The organism is Paenibacillus sp. P4_E11, from assembly GCF_056401635.1.
This window is the reverse complement of record NZ_JBFUIX010000037.1, coordinates 1-22385: the sequence shown is the minus strand read 5'-3', so window position 1 is coordinate 22385 and position 22385 is coordinate 1. Positions and strand designations below refer to the sequence as shown.

The window sequence follows — 22385 nt, the reverse complement described above, 5'->3', positions numbered from 1 at the left end:
CAAGCCCTCCTCTTCGTTATATTCGAATTTCCATTATTTTCTGGGAGATCACATAGCACAAGCCGAGCATGCCTAATGCCAACGTCATGACGATTCGACCCGCTCCTGTGTACAAGGGCGCCATATAATCCGGTGAGCTCCATGACAAGAAAGCGATAATCCCGAACGGGATGAGACTAAGTGCCTTCGCTTCAAACCGCTTCTGGGCGATCATGACCGAGATATCCTGTTCCATCTCCAGCTTCTCCCCCATCATATGGGACGTTTTCCTTAACACCTCGACCATATCTCCGCCTGTCCGCTTACAAGTGGCGAACACCTCAGCGAATTGGATCACGTCGCCAATCCCACTACGGTCTCCGAAATCTCTTAGTGCAGCTTCCAGTGGCTCTCCGATGTCGACCCGACGGTTCACGATTTCCAACTCCACGATGATCAGTGCCCTATGAGCGGGGTACAGCAGTCGCAGATCAGGAATGCACTCGCGGAAGGCGCTCTCCACGGATCTCCCGGCACCAAGTGCAGTGGACAAGGCATACAGTGCTTGTCTGAACTGCAGCTTCAGCTCTGATCTTCTCTTCTTAACAAGCTGCTGCCTACGGAACTTGGGCGTGAACGCAGCGCACAAGCTCATCACCAATGCGAATACATAGCTGTCATAGAACAACATACCTACGCCGAACAGAAACACTGCCGATACCGTTAAGCAAATCCCCCTCTCGCTTGGAGAAAGCTCATACTCGCTATAAATCAGCAGATTTTCCTCTTGTCTCTCCATCAATCGCTCCCTCCTGCCCAAGACCTGCAAGATTAAGTTTATAGTTACGCTGCAAGGCATACCCTGTCGGGATGAGTGTTCCGAGTTGCTTCCCTTCATCCGATTCTCCCTGATCCTGGAACTTGAACAACGGATTCAATACAACTTCTCCATTCTCCCAAGCGGCGATCTCGGTAATCTCCGTCACCTTCCGACTGCCGTCCTTGAATCGCGATAAGTGAACCATGACTTCAATAGCGGAAACTATTTGCTTGCGCACCACTTGGAGGGGAAGCTCGGCACCACTTAGCACCATCGTCTCCAATCGACTCAGCATATCCTCAACAGAGTTAGCATGACCCGTACTCAGTGAACCATCATGACCGGTATTCATTGCTTGCAGCATGTCGAGTGTCTCCGCACCGCGAACTTCCCCCACAATGATCCGGTTCGGTCTCATGCGTAATGAACTTCTGATCAGCTCTCGTATTGAGATGTGGCCTTTTCCTTCCGTATTCGCATTGCGTGTCTCCAATCGTACCCAATTCGGCACGGAACGAATTTGCAACTCAGCTGAATCTTCAATAGTGATAATCCGCTCTTCACGAGGCACGAATTGACACAACGCATTCAGAAAAGTCGTTTTACCTGACCCGGTGCCACCGCTAATGAACACGTTGAATTTGGCGGCAACTAGACGTTGCAGGAATACAGCAGCTCGCTGATCAATTGCCCCTCGGGTGATCAAGTCACTCATGAGCAACGGTTCACTTGGGAATTTCCGAATCGTTAGGGTAGGGCCTTTCAACGCAATAGGCGGAAGCACGACATGGACACGTGAGCCGTCTGGGAGCCTTGCATCCACGAGCGGGTTCGCTTCATTCACAACCCGATTCACTTTGGCGACAATCGCTTGGATCAAATCCTCCAGCTTCTCCCTTGATTCGAATCGGCCCCCGAACGACTCGACCTTTCCCTCACGCTCGATAAAAATTTCTTCATGCGAGTTGACCATTATTTCGGTTACCGTCGGATCATCAAGTAGCGGCTGCAGAACGTCCATTCCCCGGAATGAATAATAAATGCGACGTATAATCCCTTGTATCTCATGGGCAGTTAACTCGGAAGTCTGGTACTCGTTGTGATGGAATACGGTCTGTTCGATATGCTCCAGCAGCTCAGCATCTGACATCGTACGGTTCCAATTCAGTCGTTCACGGATCTGTTCGCGAATTCCGGCAGCAAGGGTATCAAGCTGTTGAAGCATGACCGAATCCTGTCGAATCAAGGTGTAGTGCCTCTGCCAGCTGCTGCAACGGACGCTCGAACAATGGATCGCATTGCTCTTGTTCCCATGCCGGGATCAGCTTCCACTGTGGGATATAGGGCAACTTGGCCGCAACCGGAACTCCGAGAGTACGAAAATCAATTCCAGTATCACCCTTCCATCGGTTAAAGGCTAAAATCAGTTTGGAACGAATCCATTCGGAATCGGTGTCCAGCCACTTCGGACAAGCATTGAGAAACTCAGCAGTCTTGCGTATCGAAGCTGCATCCTCCGTCAGCATACAGACCAATCGATCGCTTGCGCCGATGGCTCCTTTCACACAGGCGCTTACTCCTGAATCGAGATCGATGATCACGGTGCTGTATGTGCCCAATGAACGGATATGGTCTAGTAGACGTCGAATATCTTCTGCCGAAATCTCTTCCATCTCTCGGAATGCCCCAGATCCCCCAAGCACATCGATTGGACAGCGAGGATGCCTACGAATCAGCTTCTTCAGCCCTTCAGACACTTTTGGTGAATCGCCCCGGCAGTAGTACAAATATTGTCCGAATTGACGGGAATAATCGGGATCGGACGACAGCAGGGAGCAGATCGGTTCCAGATTGACGAGCAGACACCGCCCTCCCTTCATTGCCTGCAAGCGAGCTAATTGATATGCGGCAGTAGTGGTGCCCGTGCCCCCCGCTGCCGAGAGAACGGAGATAACAGTCACCTTCGACGGCTCCAGGTATGCTCTCTGCGTGCGATCGGATCGTAACTGCTCGGCCATGTGGGAAGCCGCGTCTAGCAATCGCTCAATCGGCTGGTACTTGAACAACCGGGATATAACGAGTGATTGATTGACAGCAACGGTTAGTTCAACATTCGAATCATCCAGAGCAACCCAACCTCGCACCGGTTGTTCCGGGTGCCAAAGACGATGAACCAGATACAAATGGGCTTGTTGATCAGAGCTACTTACTTCCTCTTGCAAGCTCTCTTGTTTCGTAAACCATCTGACGGTTAGACGTTCCGACCAGTTGGACTGTCGAATATAGGCGGCCAACAATTGCAAATATGCACTATCTGGATCAGCGATTACAAAATCCATTTTTTCAGTCATCGATACAATTCCTCCTTCTCTCACCCCAAAATAACAACAAAAAAAGCACTCGCAAACGCACAGACTGAGGTCTGAGGTTCGCGGTGCTTCCGCTTCCAAATGTTACTAAGTTACCCTTAGTATATGCAACTGATGACGATAATTCAACATATTTTTTTACACCATTATTAAAAAAACGACAAAAATGAAAACGTGCTAGATGTCTTGGACGAAGCTGGCAACAATTGCAACTGCTTCAAAAGCGGCATCAGTGCTGTGGCAATCGACTCTCGCACAACAGGCATGTCTTGAACAAGCTTGCCCTTATCGAGCGCTTGAAGACGTTGCTCAGCCGCGATATAGGGCAGAACACACAGCGGCTTGGCAGGTGCTCTGTTCATCCGTTCTTTTCTCCCAGCATGTGGTGCGTCTTTGTTCATCACCCAACGAATCGAATGGCCTTCATTCGACAATCGACGGAGCACTTGTAAATTCCTATGCGTCCATCCCGCTTCCCATCTGGATGGGAATGGATCGAGTACGACTACAATCTCGGTTTCCGCAGTTGTCCTGCATAACTGAAGCACACCTTGGTCCAACCAACCGTCAGATACGTCGAGAATGACGTTCGATTCCGTCACACGCTCCATCGCTTGCCACACACGTTCCACATTCGCAGCCGCACTCCTTGAGTCAGTCGAGGCAGAAATCATTGCAGATGGCTGAAGCGCTAGCCAACGAATTCCGCCCTTGGTATGGCCGATCAAGCTAGGATCGTCATCATAATAGTTCGCGGAAGCTGCCGTAGGCCTCACATCAGGGAGCCTCAGAAGCGCGGCAAGCTCTGGTTCCCTGACCGCCGATTCGATAACGGCTGCCGGGATACTAAGTCGGGCAAGCGTACGAGCCAATGCGATCGTTGTGAATGTTGCACCAGCTCCAGCGTATAGCGATCCGACAATGATCAGTTTTTGACCTTTAGCCGTGTAGGTTGCATGGCTTGCGGACATTTGACCGACACGATTGCTGGACGTATCCGGCAAAGTCAACGGAAGCTGCTCCGTGCGAGCCGTTATGCCTTTGCTTATCGTCGAGTGTAGCGGATCTAGAGTTGCAGGCAAACTTACCTGATACAACGCCGCCCCCGCATCGCCCGCCGTTTGGAACCGATCACCTGGATCATGCTCCATCAGCCGATGAACGACCTCAGACACTTGCTCATCCAGCTCATCTCTCAGCTGGTGTAGCGGCTTACGAGTAGACACAAAGTAGCTGCCTCCACTCAGTAAGAAGTACAGCATGGCCCCGAGCGAATAGAGGTCGGATCGCGGATCGGTCTGTTCCCTGTTCAACTGTTCTGGTGCTGCAAACGCCATGGTCCCTAGCGGGACGGTGTCTGAGGATTGGCCGGGCTTATAGCTTCTCGCAATGCCGAAATCGATCAGCCGAATTTTCCCCTGCTTGTCCAGCATCAAGTTAGCCGGCTTCAGATCCCGGTAAACAATCGGGGCTGGTTGTTGCTCATGCAAATACTGAAGCAGCTCGCATACTTGCATGCCAATCTCCAATGTCAGACGGATCGGTAGTCGATTTCCCTGTTGACTGAGCCAATCTAATAGTGTCTGTCCTTCGATGTATTCCATGACCAAATATCCATAATCGGAGCGTTCAAGCTGTTGAGGCAGCTGCGGATTGGCTGGGTGGGGCGGATCCGGATTAGACGGATTCGGCGGGAAGAAATCCACGATATGTGGCAAGTAAGGGTGCTTCAGCTGGAGCATAACCGCTACTTCACCTTGTGCAATCGAATACTCCGTTCCCAGATTATTATACTGTTTCACCGCCCACAGCTTGCCCGGCAGCTTCATATCCTCCGCCAAAAATACGGTGCTCATCCCACCCTGTCCGATTGGACGCAGCAGCCGATATCGCCCGCCAAGCAACTCGGACGGGGTGTTATTGTTCGGTAATGATTGAATTCATCATTCCCCCTTATGTTTGCCAAAAGAAATAGGACTGCACAAAGCAGTCCTATTCAAATTACCACTATTTCCATTTTATCTCAATACAATTATGATGTACCCATCTCGACCGGAATCGACGTCCGAGTTGAGTACAGGTCGGCAAGCTTGGCAAAATCCACGTTACCGCCACTCACTACTAGTGCCACACGCTTCCCTCGAAGGTTCAAGCTACCCGTCAGCATGGCGGCAACAGCAGCGGCACCCGCCCCTTCCACCAACACCTTGTTTCGTTCCAACAACAGGAACATGGCATCCCGGATCTGTTGTTCACTCACTGTTACGAAGTCGTCCACAACTTGCTTCATCCATCCTAAGGGCAGCGCACCCGGTTTCTTCACGCACAACCCATCAGCGATTGATTTGGGCTGCTCGATTGCTTGCATCGAACCAGCCTGCCAGGAACGGAATCCCGAGTCGGCCTTTTCAGGTTGCACCCCGATAATCGAGATTTCAGGACGAACGGACTTCACTGCCAAACCAATTCCACTGATTAGACCACCGCCACCAACAGGTACAATAATCGCATCGACCCCAGGTAAATCATCCATGATCTCAATTCCGATCGTCCCTTGACCGGCAATAATATATGGATCGTTGAAGGCGTGGACGAACACAGCACCACTCTTGTCCGCCAGTTGCACAGCATGTTCATAGGCTTCATCATAGTTTTGTCCATGCAGCACAACACTCGATCCGTAACTTCTCGTCGCGGCGATCTTCGCTTCTTGTGCCCCGATCGGCATCACAATCGTTGAAGCRATCCCTGCCTGTGCTGCTGCCATAGCAACGCCTTGGGCGTGGTTACCTGCCGAAGCCGTGATAACCCCGCGACGACGTTCTGCTTCGCTCAGATGCGCGATCCGGTTCCACGCTCCACGAACTTTGAATGCACCTGTCTTCTGCAAATTTTCCAGCTTGAGATACACCGTGCTGCCCGTCATCTCGCTTAAAGTCTTGGACAACGTTAGTGGCGTGCGGTGAATGTGATCTCCAAGCTTGTATTTAGCCCGCATGATGTCCTGATATTGCACCGAGTAATCCCCAACTGAACCACCTCATCGAATTATTTTTCTTGGAAAACAAAAAAAACCTTGCCCCAAAAAGGGACGAGGTTTACTCGCGTTACCACCCTAATTCCGAACCATGCACTGCTTGTAATCAAACAGCGAATAAATTCGGCGCTCATCCGACATGCCATCACATGCGGTTCCCTGTAACGGTGGACATCCGGTGCCCCCTACCCCTAGTCTACTTACGCAGAATCTGGATTCGGGTCACGTCTCGGAGGTGATTTTCGGTGCAATCTGAACGTCGGACTTACAGCAACCGCCGACTCTCTGGGGAACAGAGGGTGCACATACTCTTCCTCTTCATTGACTTTGTTAGAACGAATATATCAGATACGGAGAAGCATTTCAACGCTTCAGCAAAAATAATGTGACTTCGTCCCGATTATGGAACAATTGCTTCGCCCGAATCAACTCAAGCTGGGGACCAAACGTACGGGAAGTATCCTTCACGGTCTGGAACGGTTTACCATGCATTAACTTAAGTGTCACGATTGCCGTTCCACCTACACGTAACGCAGACAGTAATGGAATAAGCAGCTTGGCCATCTGTAAGGGGCTCCAACTCATATCACATACGAGCAGATCGAAGGACTGATCCGGAAACGTTACGTCACTCGCATTTTTCCTGTAAATCGTAAGCTGCGGATGCTTAAGTAAGCTGGGGTGCATATCACCTGGATCGACAGCTGCAACACGCAGTCCACGTTCAAGCAGCAATGATGTCCAACCCCCTGGTGCCGCACCAATATCTAACGCAGCTGAGAACGCCGAGAAATCCAGTCCGAACTCCTGCTCCGCTTCCAGAAGCTTGAACTTCGCACGCGAGATCTGTTCGGCTTCCCGCTGGAATCGAATCGCTCCGCCCGCCCAATCAGACAAGTTTTCATCTGGAGTGGATAATCCGATGTACGCCGTCTCACTCGTGAAATACATCGAGACAATACGTTCCGCATCCTTGGGTACTGTTGCCACCTGAAAGTACTGCTCCAGCTTCTCCGATAGCGCTTCTCTAACTTGTGTAAGGCTATATGGCAGCTCCAACCGATCTTGCTTGCGAATCTGAATCGCTACTCGTTCACCGGATTGAAACGTAAGATTCGAGCTGACATAGGAGGACAGCATGAATAAATCCGTTTCATTGCGCAATATAGGAACTGCTGCGTCAACGGGTTGAATGTGGCGCAGAAAAATAGGCTCATCCGTAATGAATTTGCCGATGGCCTCTTCCCGGGACGTTGAAAGCCCGATGAGGAATACTTCCTGCTCCGATAGCTCTGTACATTTGGCGCCTGGAAATAGGCGGCGAATCTCGTCCTGCGCGTAAAGGGCAAAGCCGCGATTGGATGTGCCGATAAAGCTTGATGTTCGTATCTCGGTATCCATTTGCCTCAATCCCCTAACTTATTAGTTGCATTAATTATTAACAGCATTAATGATGTGGTATGATTGCTTAAATAACACGAATCCAAGGGCGATCCTTAACCCATTCGATCGTTACAGGTACGTCATACGCTTGCTGGAGCAGATCGGCCGTTAGCACTTGCTTCTTCTCCCCTTGTGCAAGGATGCGTCCCTGTTGAATAAGTGCAATATGGGTGAAAGTCGGTACAATCTCTTCAATATGATGTGTCACGTATACCATGGTCAAATCGCGTTTGCCGAGAGTTTCGACACTTTGGAGCAGCTCTTCACGCTCGAACAAATCCAGGCCAGAACATGGCTCGTCCAGAATCAGGATAGAAGGGTCGGTCATCAGCGACCGAGCCAGCATCACTTTCTTGCGCTCCCCTTGAGACAAAGTTCCGAGCGGCTGATCTTGCACATGCGAGAGCCGCAGCTCTGCCAACATCGCTCTAGCTTTGTCTTCTGCTTCCTGCGGAATCTGTTCATAAAATCTCAGATAACCGTATTCCCCCGTGGCGACAACTTCCCATACAGGGTCGCGCATCGTCAGCTTCTCTAACAGCGACTGGCTTATGTAGCCTATATGCTTACGAACTTCGCGCAGATCGACAGAGCCGAACAAATTGCCCATTACTTCTACATGACCGCTGCTCGGAAACAAATATCCGTTGATCATTTCCAGAATTGTTGTTTTACCGGAACCGTTCTTCCCCAGAACAACCCAGTGCTCGCCACGATTGACCTTCAATTGAACATCTTGTAGGATGCGTCGTTCACCACGGGTGAACTGTACATCTGTAAGTTGAATCAAGCTCATAAGTCACCTTCACTTCCTGTTGGCCTATTCATTGCGAATCATTACAATGCGAATAGACCTATTGTAGCTTGATTGCCCTTACTTTTCCACATTCAATTTCCCCAAGGCTGCTCGTTGAAGCGTCTCAACTGGAACTGGAGCATTGTATAGCTGTACCCCATCTGGTAAGTGCATATAGAGGAGTTGATACATATTCATTCTGCCTATCGCACTCGAAGAATGCATATAGATTTCACGAGGAAACCTTGATTTCGTCAACTTCGTAACCATAAAACGCACGACTTCCAGTCCCGTTGGCATCCCCCAGCCCAAGTCATAATCCAGAGATAAAAGTTGTACGTCACATAATGTGAGGCACTCTATGCACTCGTCCGCATTTCTCGCCACAACGAATCCAGGCGGACAAGGCCTGTTATCATCCAAGTATAATAGGATACTCGGTCCTCTCTCTTCCATCTGCTCCATAACGTCTTCCCCCAAACGATCATGAGTGTAGCCTATATTCATCTACCATCCAGTAACTATTCTCCAGCCAACGTGCTAAGATGTCGTAGTTCATCCGCATGAGAAAGCGATATGGACGTCGGAGTTTCCAACACAACAGGCAAGTTCGACAGCAAGGGCGTAGTCAAAAACTGTCTAAACGCCTCCAGACCGATTTGGCCGTGTCCAATATTCGCATGACGATCTCGGTAAGAGCGGGTCGGATAGACAGAATCGTTCAGATGAACCGCCCGCAGATGGTCCCAATACCCCGTCTTCTCTCCCTTAGCGATCACCTCTGTCCAATTGTGCCCATCCCATAATCCACTTGCGAATGCATGACACGTATCCAGGCAAAATCCAATTTTGTCAGGTGCTGTGGTGAGATTGCGGATTTGGGTTAGTTCTTCCAGCGTCATGCCCATCCGCGCATGCTCCCCTGCTTGATTTTCGATAAGAATGAGCGTATTGCCCTCCCACAATCGCATGATTTCATTGAGAGTCTGAATGATCCGTGTATAGCCTTGCAACGGGTCATTACCCTTGTACACTCCGAAATGGACAACGAGTCCGACCGAACCGCACGCCTCCGTGATCGTCAGATCGTTCAGAATCGAGCGAATGACCGCCTCCTGCTTCTCATCGTCCTCAGCCGCTAGATTGGCGGGATACGCGGAGTGTGCAATAGATTGCAGGTCTTGTTCACGGCAAAATACCGCACAAGCTTCTGCGTCTCTGCGATCGAATGATTTGATTGCGAGACTCCGCGGATTTTTCGGGAAATATTGAAACGAACGCCCGCCAAGCTGAATCGCCGTCTTCGCTGCACCCAAATATCCACCTCGAATGCTCACATGACTGCCCAGGTACATGTCTCGTCCACCTTATCGCTGACAATGCTTACAATAAAACACTTTACGGGATGCCAGCTCTTCCTGAACGATCGGTTGACCGCACTGGAAGCAAGGTTCTCCCCCACGGTCATATACCCGGCACTGGGCATTATAGCCACCAGTCAGCGAATCCCCTACGTACAACGGATATTCCATATAGCCCCCGAAGCGCATGGCGTCGTTCAAAATGTATCGCATCGCATGGAGCAATCGAGCCGTCTCGGCTTCGCTCAAATCTCCAGTTCGCCGATACGGCAGAACACCGGCATGGTAGCAAAATTCATCAGCATAACAATTCCCGATGCCCGCAAGAATTTTTTGATCCACGAGAGTTGGCTTCAACACCGCCCTTTTTCGCTTCAGCAGATGGTTGAATCTGACTTCATCGAGTCTTGGATCAAAAGGCTCCGGGCCGAATGAGGCTAACCGCTCTTGCAGCTCCGTTGCATGCAACAGGTGCAGATAACCGAGCCGTAGTCCAATAAAGTACAAACTTCGTTCCCCGAACGTAAGCACGACTTGTGTAGTGCGATCCGGTTTCTCCTCGTCTGTGCCATAGAACATCCACCCGTCCAACATTAGATGGAGCAGCAACGTATCCCCATTGTCCAGATGAAACAGTAAATGCTTGGCACGTCGGGAAATATCGGTTATTGTCCGCGAGCGAACCGTGATTATGAACGTATCAACTGGCACATTAAGCGACTTTTCCCTTTGCACCGAGGCGTCAAGTATCGTTTTCCCGACAAGTTCTCGGTGAAGCAGCATTTTATACGTTTCCATCTCTGGCAATTCAGGCATAGTGCAACGTTCCTCCGTTCCGTGATCCGTCAATCCTTGTTACTTTTATGTCCGGTTCCACGAGAATCTAAACGGAGATGGGTTGCTAGTCACGCTGCTGGATGCTAGGAATTAACTCCATCAGATGCTGGACGATCACATCCGGAACAATGCCGGACTGTTCGACCTGATGCTCTACATTATCCGGCGTTGCCAAGCCGGTCAACACGAGTGCTGTTCGAAGCCCACTGGCGGCGCCTGCTGCAATGTCTGTAAGGAGGTTGTCTCCGACGACCCACACCTGTTCCGTCTCCCTAAGTCTGTGTAGAGCGAAGCTTATGATGGGCTCACACGGCTTCCCGATCACGACGGGTTTAGTACCGGAAGCCATCTGAATAGCAGATGAGATGGATCCCGCTCCAGGTAGGAACGTTCCGTTCGACGGGATCATGGCATCCGGATTCGTCAGCACGTAAGGGATCCCTTCCCGAATGAAGCTGGCTGCCCGGTTCAACTTCGCATAGTCGAACGTGCGGTCAATCCCTTGAACGACAACATCCGGCTCATCATCCACCAATTGCAGCCCAGCTTCTAGAAGAGCCACCCGCAACCCTTCTTCCCCGATAGCAAATACTTTCGTTCCAAGTCCATTCGTATGGGCGATATATTCGGCTGCTGCTTGCGAAGAAGTGACTATCTCTTCGGCTGATGCCGGGATTCGCATATGCCGTAGATGCTCGGCGACTGCCTCGGGTGTTCTTGAAGAATTATTAGTCACGTACAAGTAAGGAATGTCCTGTTCCCGCAGTAACTGAATAAAATCGCTGGCATACGGAATTTCCTGATCGCCCGCATACATCGTACCGTCCAAATCGATTAAAAAGCCAAGTTTCTTTTTCAAAAAGATCAGTTCTCCTTCAGTTTCATTACGACTGCGTATTCAATAACTGTACCTCTTTTGCTACTTGGCTTCAATACTTGCGATTTCCGACATACAAATCCATTCGAGCTCCCCGTTCACCATGATCCGGAACCGATTCGATGTCTTGTCCAAGTGGACCACAACCCCGTGAATCGTATAGTTCTCTATCCCTCCGAACAGGGTGAATTCTAGTACTTGCTGTGATATATAAGATTGATGGATTTTCATAGAAAACTCATTCAGCTGCAGCTCATCTACTACTGGTTTCATGTGATCCTGCCAAGGCACTGAGGTGATCGATCGTTTGTTTGTCATCTATTATTATCTCCTCTCTCTATTAAAAATACGAACGTTTGTTCTCGTATTATACAATGATTTCAGGTGGAAAGAAAAGGGTATTTGTTAAATTAATAAAGACCCGTTGAGCAGAAGCTCAGCGGGAGAGAGGTAGAATAGCATGTTATTGTCAGTATTACATAGATCGTTAACTCTGATCATAGCGGCTGTCGATTCATTGTGGACATTGGAAGTGGCTAATTTGTTGTAGTCGCCGATCACAACGATACAGCTGACCATTCTCAGCATAGATGCGTTCCTTGATTATTTCAGGTTGATATGGCCAGATCATATTGGCTTCCCCTTCGCTATGAGTTGGCGGCTTCTTCCCTCCTTGCAGTTGCTGGATCGATAAGCCGAACGTATATTCCAAGTGCGGATAATCAATCAGACTACCTTTCCAATCACCACCCCAGGCAAAACCCAGGCTCTTACCAATCTCGGCTGCCCGCTTCCATTGCGCATTCACCTGCCAACTGGCGCTTCCATACTCATTAAGCAAGCAGAAGTCCAAAGCGAGACCGTAATTATGATACGATTGACCTCCCTTCGCATTGGTCACTATTGCGCCGGGTCGGGTTCTGCCTTGAGCATATAGCTCGCAGTGTCTGGGTGATGAGAAGCCGGATGCCCTCCGTCTCTGATTGTTTCATCCACTGTCGCGCCTTCAGGGCGACTGTTGGGTGCAACTGGCTGATCTGCTGTTCGTTCATGTCAGCCATCATATTAGTCCCCTTGTGAAGATATAAGTGATCAGGGCTGCTATCGTAACTGAAATTACGTATTTCGTGAGGCCCATCCATGATTTCTGGGTGGTTGATCGTTCCAGATCACTTTCATGACGCTCATGGGCTTGTCCCTTGGTAACTTGTTGCAGTAATTGGGCATTATCTTTAGTCATCTGTTGGACCATACCGAATAGACGACTGTCCAAGCCTTCAAACCGCGTATACAAGCCTCCGACAAGTGTCTTGGTCTCGCTCTGCTGCGTCGTCAGCGCCTGATAGTTATGTTCCAGACGTTCAATCTGTTTCGACTGCCAAGCAATCTGCTGCTTCTGATGAATGCTTTCGGCATTCAATCGCGCGATATGTTCCCCATATTCTTCAGGTTGTGGTATTCGAACTCCGTTGTTATCATCCATGTCCCCTCTCCTTCCCAAGACGAACGCCCTCCGTGGCTTGAAGGCGCTTTCCGGTACGCTTATCGCTTCTTTCCTGACTGATGACCCAAGACACGCCCCATTCCCGACTAATCCACCCGGCGAATGCTCCCGGAGGTCTGCGTACGATTTCCTGCCGTTCCGTCGGTGCGTGTCTCATGAAATGCAGAGTCCCACTCTCATTACGAATCATATTTCTGGATCCTCCTATTAATATTTTGTTATCTGCATGTAACGGTATGTGTAAAGTAAAACCTCACCAGCGGGGTAACGTATATGGAAACTGTCGCAATTGAAACATCGTAACTACTCCTCAGCATTTCCCTTCGCTTCATTTACTGCACTTTGCGAGTCTATACCATGTTCAGTTGCGGCTGCTTGATGGTTCTCGAACTGCTGTTGAACGGACTGCAACTCCTCAGGAGTAGCACGAACCGCATCACCAGGCTCCTTGAAGCCTGCTGCTGCATGGGTGGGCGCCCCATTCGGGTCATACACGATTCGGAGCCATAATCTGCCTGTACATAAAAACCTCAAGCGGTTAAAAAATCCAAATGTAACGATCTGATACCTTGCAAACATAGTGTATTCCTCCTCAAATATTGGATTAGGTTAAAAACCGAGCAAAAGGAAGGGACTTAAGTAAGAGAAGCATATTGAAAATCCAGTTCGGCAATCTCCAAATAAAGCTATTCGATACCACTTAAATGCTCAGAGATTCACTCCCTTTAAAGTGTCATTAACTGAATGTAACAGTTACGCAAGAAAAACTTATCACATATCGTTACATTCAGTCAACATTTTGTTTGAGATATCTGCCAACCATTGCTTGCATGTAACGAATCATGTATACTGTGATCAATAACCCATTTTCGGAAGGAGCTTCACCCGTGTCCTCATTCCAGAAAGAAAGATTCGCCGAACTGCTGAAGATGGCGATAGGCCGCAGATCACTTAATAAGTACGCTGACAACGCTGGTGTCTCAAACGCCCATGTCTCCCGTCTTATGCGATGCCTAATCGTCAAAGCCCCTGAGCCGGAAACGATCAAGAAACTGGCGGAAGCCGCCCACAATGAAGTTACATATGACATGTTGATGGAAGCGGCCGGTCATTATACAGACGAGTATATGCAGAAGAAAATGGCTGTCTACAATCAATTGGACGCACGTTCAGTAGCAGGTATCAGCCTGTTACAGGATGCCGGTGCGCAGTCCATCAACCAGTTTGTCAGGGTCCCGTTACTTGGGAACATCGCAGCCGGCCAGCCGATCTTCGCACAAGATCATATTATCCAGTATGATGTGATGCCGAATCCCGGTTATGGTGAAGGGGAGCTGTTCTCTCTGATCGTCCAAGGAGACAGTATGACTGGCTCACGCATCTATGCGGGGGATAAAGTACTTGTGAAGGTGCAGCATGAGGTGGAGGATGGGGAGATTGCGGTCGTGAATGTGGATGGTGATCATGCGACGCTCAAGCGGGTCAAACGGATCGACGGCAAATACTTGCTGCTTGCCGATAATCCCAAGTACGAGCCGATCCTTGTCGACTCTGAAAGTGCCCGTGTCTGCGGAAAAGTGATCCAAGTGATCTTCGATCCGAATGTGAAATATTCCCCGTAAACTACGTTTACGGGGACAACACAAGCTCTAATCCTGTTCACATATGCGGAGCTGTGAACAGGGTGTTCGCGTACTCAGCCGTACGCGGCTGGGGGCTGCGTCGCAGCTGCGACGCAGATCGACTGACGGCTCGATCCGCCGTCGCAGCTCGTGGGGCTGTGCGCTTCTGCGTACCGCCCGCAGCCTTCTTCCGCAGCCTCGCAATGCGCTGCTGCAACTGCTCGCAGGCCTCGCGCTGCTTCTTGTCCCCTCGGGTGAGGGACAATCGGCTCCACGCGCGGTTCAGGGCCTGCTCCGCCATGTAGAGCGCCTCCGCGATATCACGTTCGCGGTGCTCGTAGTACATCGCCAGCTCAAGCAGCGGCTCAAGCAAGGTCAACCCGCTTCGCCCAGCCGCAGTTGCGAGCTCGCGCCAGATAGGCACGGCAAGATCATAACGATGGCGTCGCTTATAGAAGGCCGCACAGAGCAGCGCGATCTCCGAATGCTGGATCGTCGGTCGGCTGATCAGCGAATCGATCGCTTCCATGGCCTTGGCAGACTCCCCCAGCTTCTCCATCCATAACGCTAGCCGATACAGCTCCTCCTCGTCGAGCTGCTCCATCGGTATGATGCCCTCGAGCAGCTTAGCCAGATGAACAGACAGCGTCGCCAGTGTCAGCACGTCCTTCTCGTTATGCTCGAATACGCCAGACAACACATCCGGTTTCTCTTCAGCTAAGTACAGGAAGTACAGAGCCGGAGCCATCGAGCCGGGAACATCATCCATCCGGGACAGCCCCAATCTCGCCTTCTCGACTATGCTGAGCCGGCAAGAAGGAAGCGAACGCCTCCATAAGCTGCGAGAAGGATAGAGCAGATCATAATGATCTGGTTCCGCGCCTGTTGTGCGTAACCGGTTCAGAATGAAGCGGTTTTTGACGAGAGGCCAATCAAAGCATTTGCCATTATAGGTGACAAGACGGTTGCGCGTCTCCATCGTCTCTTGCAAATAAGCGAGCATCCCCCGCTCTTCAGCAGGATTGCGGATGAACAACTGCTGAACGACGAACTCATCTGCCTCATAGAAGCCTATACCGATCATGAACGGCACATTGCCCGTCCCGACCCCCAGACCCGTCGTTTCTGTATCTAGAAACAATAGTTCCTCAATGGAGAACGAAGATGAACTCGTCCGTCCCTCTGTTCCCTCAAGTACCTCCGCTACCTCTGCTCCCGAAGTCACAGAAGTTCCCGATGTCATCGAGGAGAACAGATTAGTACGGCCCTGCAGTTCCCCCAAATCATGCATACCATGCGCATAGTCCAAGCCATAACGCCGTTCTCTTATTAGAAATGCGCCCTGATCATGGCTCTTGACCTGAACCCCAAGTCGGGCCCAGCATGGATCCAATGCCTCTTTCTTTGGAAAGTGGTCAGACGCCAGGGATCCTGACGATTCCGATTCGTCCTCCATTATGCGGTCAGCACTCACTACAGACTCGATCTGAGAACCAGCATCGCTGCCCTCGCCAGCTCCAGAGCCTACGCTACGCTTCATTCGCAGCAGTTTTTCCTTGATCCCGCTCATGATGATGCATACGCCCCCTTCATCTGGGATAACAACCGAACTGCCAGTTCCTTTCCCGTCAATCCAACCTCTTCGATCGGACCGACACAGGCCGGACAGCCACTCAGGCAGGTGCAGTTTTGAATCAAGTCCTCTGACCGCCCGAGCAGCTCCTCGTGCATTTCGTACAGCCTTTCACTCAACCCAACACCCCCGGGATAGCGGTCATATAGGAATACAGTGGGTTTCTGGTCGTGCACAGCCTTCACTTGAGGAACTACGCGAATATCTTGCGGGTCGCACATCAGATACAACGGAGCCAAATGTACTAGGACATTCGCCAATCCGAGTAGCGCGAATTGCAAATCGTTCGTCGACATATCGCGTGTTGCGCCCTCCTCCAGAGTGAACCAATACGAATTCGTATGCAGTTCTTCCTCGGGCAGGTGGATCGGACCGGAACCTATGTTCTCATGAGTCCGCAATCTCAGTTTTTTGAAAATCGTTGCTTTTGCATTAATCGTGACCTCACCATATTGGATCGATACGCTGTCCCCCGTCTTATCCCGATGCGTCTGCAGCACCTTCAGTTGTACCGCCAAATTAGCGTCCGTGAAATAATCGACATTCACTTGCCGTACATAGGCTTTCTTCTCTTCATAGTCGAGCTTCTCAACTTGGAACTGGACGCCTTCGTGAAGATAGATCGCTTCTTCGTGAATGAGTGTCGGTGCGCTAAACCGATCCACCTCGCCAATAACGCGGCTGCCATTGGTTTTATCGATAATGATGAAATTTTCCTGTGCTGCGGACCGAAGCGATATCTCATGAGCAGGAAACGATTGCTCCATCCAATAAAACCGCCCTTGAACACGATGCACGATCTTCTCTTCTACTAAAAACTCTAAAATGTCCTCCAACGACTCGCCACCGAACTGTTCGCCTACCTCGAATGGCAATTCATAAGAGGCGCATTTGACATGGTCCATGAGAATAATCAGGTTGTCCGGCAATATTAGTGCCCGTTCCGGCGAACGCTCGAAAAAGTACTGAGGGTTCTGAATCACATACTGATCAAGAGGATTGCTGCTCGCAACGAGAAACGTGATCGAACTTTCTTGTCGCCTACCCGCTCTTCCGGACTGCTGCCACGTGCTCGCAATAGAACCGGGATATCCGTTCAATACGCAAGCTTGCAACTGACCAATATCAATCCCAAGCTCCAATGCATTCGTACTGACAACGCCCCGGATGTCACCGTTACGTAACCCACGCTCGATCTCCCTGCGTAGATTAGGCAAGTACCCGCCACGATAGCCCCGAATCGTCTTCGTGCCTAGCTCATGCTTCACCAAATCCTGCAAGTAGGTGAGCAACAGCTCCACGCGAACGCGACTGCGGGCAAACACGATCGTCTGAACATCATTCTTGAGCAGCAATCCTGCAATCTTCTTCGTCTCCAGAACGCTGCTCTTGCGAATGCCAAGCTGCTGATTGACGACTGGCGGATTGTAGAAGACGAAATGCTTCTCCCCGGCCGGCGCGCCATTACGATCAATCAAAGCCACACGTTCCCCAATTAACGCCTCGGTATGTTCCTGAGGGTTATCGATTGTCGCCGATGCACATATAAATTGAGGATTCGAACCATAAAATCGGCAAATCCGCTTCAACCGTCGAATGACGTTAGCAACATGACTGCCGAATACCCCCCGATAACTGTGCACTTCGTCGATCACGATGAAGTTCAAATTCTCAAATAGCTTCACCCACTTCGTATGATGAGGCAATATGGCCGAGTGGAGCATATCCGGATTCGTCACTACAATGTGCCCGGCATTGCGGATCGCCTGTCTCACAGTAGGCGGAGTGTCACCATCATATGTATGCGACTTGATGTCAACTCCCATCACGTTCACGATCTCATGCAGTTCCGCCACCTGATCCTGGGCAAGCGCCTTGGTCGGGAACATATACAGCGCTCTGGAGCTGTCGTTCTCCAGAATACGATGCAGCACCGGCAAATTGTAGCAGAGCGTCTTACCCGATGCCGTTGGTGTTACCGTTACAACGTGGTGCCCTGCCTGTGACGCTTCGAACGTCATGGCTTGATGGGTATATAAACGATTGATCCCTCGAGCCTTTAACGCTTCCCGGATTCCAGGGTGGATGAGGTCCGGGAATTCCGCGTATTCTGCGTCTCTGGGAGGAATCGTGCGCCAATGCGTAACTTGGTTCATTAGATCTGGCGTACGCTTGATTAGGTCGATCATTTCATTGATCGAAGATACTTTACCCGTTATCGGATTCATCGAAATATACTCCTTGCCAAGCTTAGTCTGGACGATTATGATTTCATTGTACAGAATATACGTTCGCATGACAATAACGATTCCTTACTCAACCCAATCTCACATTGTAGGAGGAGAGAACATCTATATTTAATCTTTTATCTTGCCTGCTCTGAACTGTCGATGATACGATTTACACATCCTGCCTACCCATTTACTGTCAGAGAGGAGCACGATCATTTGCATAATCCATTCGTAATTTCATCCGTTCGTTATAGATTTATATTTACAAGCTTCATTATCCAGTTAAAATCTGTTGGATCGTAACCGTTGTTGACCTAAGTCAACTTCGGGATAACGCCGCAGCTAATCTGGCTGTGGTTATTTTTACGTTATTAATTTATTAAGACATTCACACCGGTACTAGCTCGTTAGGAGGGTTAATCTTTGAACATTTTGCTTCGAATTATGAGATACGCTATTCCGTACAAAGGCTGGGCCTGCCTTGCACTTCTTATGCTTACGCTTGGAGTTGCATTCGATCTGCTGGCTCCTTGGTTTCTTAAACAAACCATTGATGTAGGCATCGGAACAGCTAGCATTTATTACATTGTGTTGTATTCAGCTATGCTGGCGATCGGCCAGATTGTGAAAAGTGTCGGTATGTATTGGCAAGGAGTAGCACAGGAACGAGTCGGACAAAACGTCGTGTTCGACATGCGCAGTCAGCTTTACGCTCATCTGCAGCGACTTTCGTTCGGCTATTATGATAAAGCGCAAACAGGTCAGATTATGTCCCGGATGACCGGTGACGTCGACGCGATCAAAAATTTCGTAGGCTTCGGCGCCATGCTTATGATTACCGGGGTACTAACCTTCATCGGCACTTTCATCGTCATGTTGACCCTGCACTGGCAAGTGACAGTCATCAGCATGATTACGATCCCGTTCCTGGCTATCGCTTTGCGGCAGTTCAACCGCAAGGTTGGACCCGCCTGGACCGAGATTAGAGAGCAGATGGGGAAGCTCACTACGACTTTACAGGAAAATATTTCAGGGATACGGGTCGTGAAAGCGTTCGCTCGTGAATCGACAGAGAAGGATAAATTCAGCTGGCGTAATGACACGAACTTCAATACCAATTTGAAACGGGCCAAACTGGAAGCTGGTTCATTTCCGTTAATGGGTTTTTATGGCGGTATCGTGTTCATGCTCATGATCTGGGTCGGTGGCATATACGTAGCACGCGACGAGATGTCAATCGGAACGTTGATGGCATTTCAATGGTATGCGTGGGGACTGATCTGGCCGCTCAATATGCTCGGTTGGCTCATAAACATCATGCAGCAAGCTTTGAAGGCTTCACCTAGAGTATTTGAGATTATCGACACCCCTATCGACATCCAATCTCCCGCAAATGGGGGCAAATCTACAGACGGCTTGAAAGGCCATGTGCAGTTTGTAGATGTTGCCTTCACATTCCCGAACGACCAAGAAACGGAGATCGCACCGATCCTCTCCAACATCACGCTCGATGTTCAACCAGGCGAAGTGATCGCGATTCTCGGGGCTACCGGTTCCGGTAAAACAAGCTTGATCAACCTGCTGCCGCGATTTTATGACATCACACAAGGCCAACTTCTGATTGATGGCATGGACACGCGGGAATACAACCTCGAAGAGCTTCGCAGGAAGATAGGGATCGTCCCCCAAGAGACATTCCTCTTCTCGGCATCGATACGGGAGAACATTGCATTCGGATACCCGGACGCCACACAGGAGCGAATCGAGTGGGCCGCTGCCAAAGCGCAAATCCATGCATTTATTCATACGCTTGCGGAGGGTTACGATACGATAATCGGCGAGCGAGGTGTAGGATTGTCTGGCGGTCAGCGTCAACGTGTAGCGTTGGCAAGAGCTATTCTAATGGATCCGCCGATTCTCGTTCTTGACGAAGCGACAGCAAGCGTAGATACAGCAACCGAATCTGCGATTCATGAAGCGCTGCACGACATTATGCACGGCAGAACAACATTTATCGTGGCCCAGCGGCTCTCGTCCGTTCAGCGGGCAGACCGCATCGTTGTGCTTCAAGACGGTCGCATTTCCCAGCAAGGAACGCACAAAGAACTAGCCGCACAAGACGGATTCTTCCGTAAGCTCTATGCGATGCAGCAAGATGCTGCCGGAGCTGAGGAAGTATCGGAGAAACATCCTTACATGCAAAGCGCAGGTGATATTCGATGAGTCAATGGGATATGGATTCCGAAGAGGAACAGGATAAACCATTTAATAAGCTATATATGAAACGGATGATCGGCTACTTGAAGCCGCATAAGAAAGTCATGCTCATCGTCTCGATCATCGTCGTTCTGAACATGCTGCTCAGTTTGGCAGAGCCGCTGCTCATCCGATATGCGATCGACGAAGGCATGATCAAGAAGAACATGACGATCATCCATGTTGTCGGCTTCACTTTCCTCGCGATCCGCTTACTGGCATGGCTGTTCAGCTTTTTACACATTCGGATGGTGAATTTCACCGGTCAGCGCATCTTATATGAATTACGTCAGCAGCTATTCAACCATCTGCAGTCGTTGTCGTTCCGTTTCTTTGACGGCAGGCCGACCGGTAAGATCATGTCCCGGATTACGAATGATACGAATGCAATTGGCGAGTTGATTAACGGCGGCTTGATCACGTTAATGATGGAGACGACCCATCTGATCGGCATAGTGGCGATCTTGCTCTGGATGGACTGGAAGCTTGCCTTGATGGCATTCACTACTTTCCCTTTCCTTTTCTTGCTCGTCTCCCGCTTCAGACCGAAGGTCGAGGGTGCATGGACTCGCTCCAGGAAGACGATGTCCGCTATCAACGGCAACGTAAGCGAAACAATTCAAGGGATACGCGTTGTGCAAGCTTTCTCAAGAGAAGCCGAGAACGATAACCAATTTAATGACATCAATAACCGGAACCGCACGGCCTTCATGCGCGCCGTCTCATTGGAATCCATGGTATGGCCGTTAGTGGAACTTATCGGTACGTTGGGTACGTGTGTAGTGATGTGGTATGGCGCTGTACGTGTATTGGATGAAGCTTTGACCATTGGTTTCATAATCGCGTTCATCAACTACTTGTGGCGCTTCTGGGGACCGCTCAGCTCATTGTCCAAAGTATACAGTCAACTGCTCTCCGCCATGGCTTCTGCTGAACGGATCTTCGAAATATTGGATACCGAGCCGGAGGTCCAGGACAAGAAGAACGCCAAGACGATGCCAGTCATCAAAGGTCATGTAGTCTTCAACAACGTCAGCTTCCGCTACCAGCCGGATAAACCGGACGTCATTCGCAGCTTCAATCTGGAAGTGAATGCGGGGGAACGTATTGCTATCGTGGGACCTACTGGTGCGGGGAAAAGCACGATCGTCAATTTGTTAATGCGGTTCTACGATGCTACATCCGGTACAATTCAGATCGACGGCGAAGATATTAAGGACGTTACACTCGCTTCCTTACGCCAACAAATGGGCATCGTGTTGCAGGATTCGTTCATATTCTCCGGAACCATAGAAGACAATCTGCGTTATGGCAAGCAAGAAGCGACAGCTGAGGAGTTGGAAAATGCGGCTCGCAGCGTTCGAGTGGATCGGTTCGTAGACCGTATGCCAGACCGCTATGCGACACAAGTCGAAGAACGCGGCTCCAAACTATCTGTTGGTCAACGACAACTGCTAGCCTTCGGCCGTGTTCTGCTCTCCGATCCGCGTATTCTGATTCTTGATGAGGCAACGTCGAGCGTAGATACCGAAACCGAACAGCACATCCAGGAAGCATTGAAGGTGCTGCTTAAAGGCCGTACTGCGTTCATAATCGCTCACCGCCTCTCCACCATACGGG

General features: G+C 50.1%; 21 protein-coding genes and 1 other annotated feature. Of the genes, 3 read left to right on the top strand and 18 right to left on the bottom strand.

Features of this window, described 5'->3' with window-relative positions; translation table 11 throughout:
- Positions 1-16 precede the first annotated feature (16 nt).
- From AC1DWB_RS15760 to AC1DWB_RS15685, 16 genes are all read right to left on the bottom strand, one after another.
- Complete coding sequence (locus AC1DWB_RS15760; RefSeq protein WP_477542029.1) at positions 17-778, bottom strand: type II secretion system F family protein; 762 nt, start codon at positions 776-778, stop codon at positions 17-19.
- Positions 744-2024 carry a CpaF family protein gene (locus AC1DWB_RS15755; protein WP_477542071.1) on the bottom strand — a complete coding sequence of 427 codons (1281 nt, stop codon included), beginning with the start codon at positions 2022-2024 and terminating at the stop codon, positions 744-746. Before AC1DWB_RS15755 ends, AC1DWB_RS15760 begins: the two co-directional genes overlap by 35 nt.
- Entirely contained in the window at positions 2008-3150 is a 1143-nt protein-coding gene (locus AC1DWB_RS15750; protein WP_477542028.1) for a CpaE/TadZ family protein, read from the bottom strand. Before AC1DWB_RS15750 ends, AC1DWB_RS15755 begins: the two co-directional genes overlap by 17 nt.
- Positions 3151-3317: 167 nt before the next feature.
- Positions 3318-5072: a serine/threonine protein kinase gene (locus AC1DWB_RS15745; protein WP_477542027.1), complete on the bottom strand. Its 1755-nt coding sequence runs from the start codon at positions 5070-5072 to the stop codon at positions 3318-3320.
- A 128-nt stretch (positions 5073-5200) separates the two neighbouring features.
- Positions 5201-6184 (bottom strand): threonine ammonia-lyase, encoded by a 984-nt coding sequence (gene ilvA, locus AC1DWB_RS15740; RefSeq protein ID WP_477542026.1) that lies wholly within the window; start codon positions 6182-6184, stop codon positions 5201-5203.
- A gap of 68 nt (positions 6185-6252) precedes the next feature.
- Positions 6253-6536 (bottom strand) — a binding site (T-box leader).
- A gap of 32 nt (positions 6537-6568) precedes the next feature.
- Entirely contained in the window at positions 6569-7606 is a 1038-nt protein-coding gene (locus tag AC1DWB_RS15735; protein WP_477542025.1) for an SAM-dependent methyltransferase, read from the bottom strand.
- A 67-nt stretch (positions 7607-7673) separates the two neighbouring features.
- Positions 7674-8438: an ABC transporter ATP-binding protein gene (locus tag AC1DWB_RS15730; protein ID WP_477542070.1), complete on the bottom strand. Its 765-nt coding sequence runs from the start codon at positions 8436-8438 to the stop codon at positions 7674-7676.
- A gap of 84 nt (positions 8439-8522) precedes the next feature.
- Complete coding sequence (locus AC1DWB_RS15725) at positions 8523-8900, bottom strand: cyclic-phosphate processing receiver domain-containing protein (RefSeq protein ID WP_477542069.1); 378 nt, start codon at positions 8898-8900, stop codon at positions 8523-8525.
- A gap of 65 nt (positions 8901-8965) precedes the next feature.
- Entirely contained in the window at positions 8966-9799 is an 834-nt protein-coding gene (locus AC1DWB_RS15720; RefSeq protein WP_477542024.1) for a deoxyribonuclease IV, read from the bottom strand.
- Positions 9800-9811: 12 nt separating this feature from the next.
- Positions 9812-10621 (bottom strand): Fpg/Nei family DNA glycosylase, encoded by an 810-nt coding sequence (locus AC1DWB_RS15715; RefSeq protein WP_477542023.1) that lies wholly within the window; start codon positions 10619-10621, stop codon positions 9812-9814.
- 85 nt (positions 10622-10706) lie between these two features.
- A complete protein-coding gene (locus tag AC1DWB_RS15710; protein ID WP_477542022.1) occupies positions 10707-11501 on the bottom strand; it encodes an HAD-IIA family hydrolase in 795 nt (264 codons plus the stop codon).
- 60 nt (positions 11502-11561) lie between these two features.
- Complete coding sequence (locus AC1DWB_RS15705) at positions 11562-11837, bottom strand: YolD-like family protein (RefSeq protein ID WP_477542021.1); 276 nt, start codon at positions 11835-11837, stop codon at positions 11562-11564.
- Positions 11838-12033: 196 nt separating this feature from the next.
- Entirely contained in the window at positions 12034-12420 is a 387-nt protein-coding gene (locus AC1DWB_RS15700; RefSeq protein ID WP_477542020.1) for a M15 family metallopeptidase, read from the bottom strand.
- Between the two features lie 159 nt (positions 12421-12579).
- Entirely contained in the window at positions 12580-13002 is a 423-nt protein-coding gene (locus AC1DWB_RS15695; protein ID WP_477542019.1) for a hypothetical protein, read from the bottom strand.
- Entirely contained in the window at positions 12995-13213 is a 219-nt protein-coding gene (locus AC1DWB_RS15690; protein ID WP_477542018.1) for a hypothetical protein, read from the bottom strand. Before AC1DWB_RS15690 ends, AC1DWB_RS15695 begins: the two co-directional genes overlap by 8 nt.
- A 113-nt stretch (positions 13214-13326) precedes the next feature.
- Positions 13327-13602, bottom strand: coding sequence for a hypothetical protein (locus AC1DWB_RS15685; RefSeq protein WP_477542017.1), 276 nt, complete (start codon positions 13600-13602; stop codon positions 13327-13329).
- Between the two features lie 308 nt (positions 13603-13910).
- Here AC1DWB_RS15685 and AC1DWB_RS15680 point away from each other — a divergent pair, with 308 nt between their 5' ends.
- On the top strand, positions 13911-14645 hold the full coding sequence (locus AC1DWB_RS15680; protein ID WP_477542016.1) for a S24 family peptidase: 735 nt from the start codon (positions 13911-13913) through the stop codon (positions 14643-14645).
- Positions 14646-14682: 37 nt separating this feature from the next.
- Here the strand turns inward: AC1DWB_RS15680 and AC1DWB_RS15675 are convergent, their stop codons facing one another.
- Complete coding sequence (locus tag AC1DWB_RS15675) at positions 14683-16215, bottom strand: ribonuclease H-like domain-containing protein (RefSeq protein WP_477542015.1); 1533 nt, start codon at positions 16213-16215, stop codon at positions 14683-14685.
- Entirely contained in the window at positions 16212-18506 is a 2295-nt protein-coding gene (locus AC1DWB_RS15670) for a DEAD/DEAH box helicase (RefSeq protein ID WP_477542014.1), read from the bottom strand. Before AC1DWB_RS15670 ends, AC1DWB_RS15675 begins: the two co-directional genes overlap by 4 nt.
- 426 nt (positions 18507-18932) lie before the next feature.
- On the opposite strand from AC1DWB_RS15670, the gene AC1DWB_RS15665 reads away from it, so the two are divergent.
- Both AC1DWB_RS15665 and AC1DWB_RS15660 read left to right on the top strand, forming a co-directional pair.
- A complete protein-coding gene (locus AC1DWB_RS15665; protein ID WP_477542013.1) occupies positions 18933-20732 on the top strand; it encodes an ABC transporter ATP-binding protein in 1800 nt (599 codons plus the stop codon).
- Positions 20729-22385 (top strand): ABC transporter ATP-binding protein (locus tag AC1DWB_RS15660; protein ID WP_477542012.1); only part of this gene is annotated, 1657 nt, incomplete at its 3' end. The genes AC1DWB_RS15665 and AC1DWB_RS15660, both read left to right, overlap by 4 nt.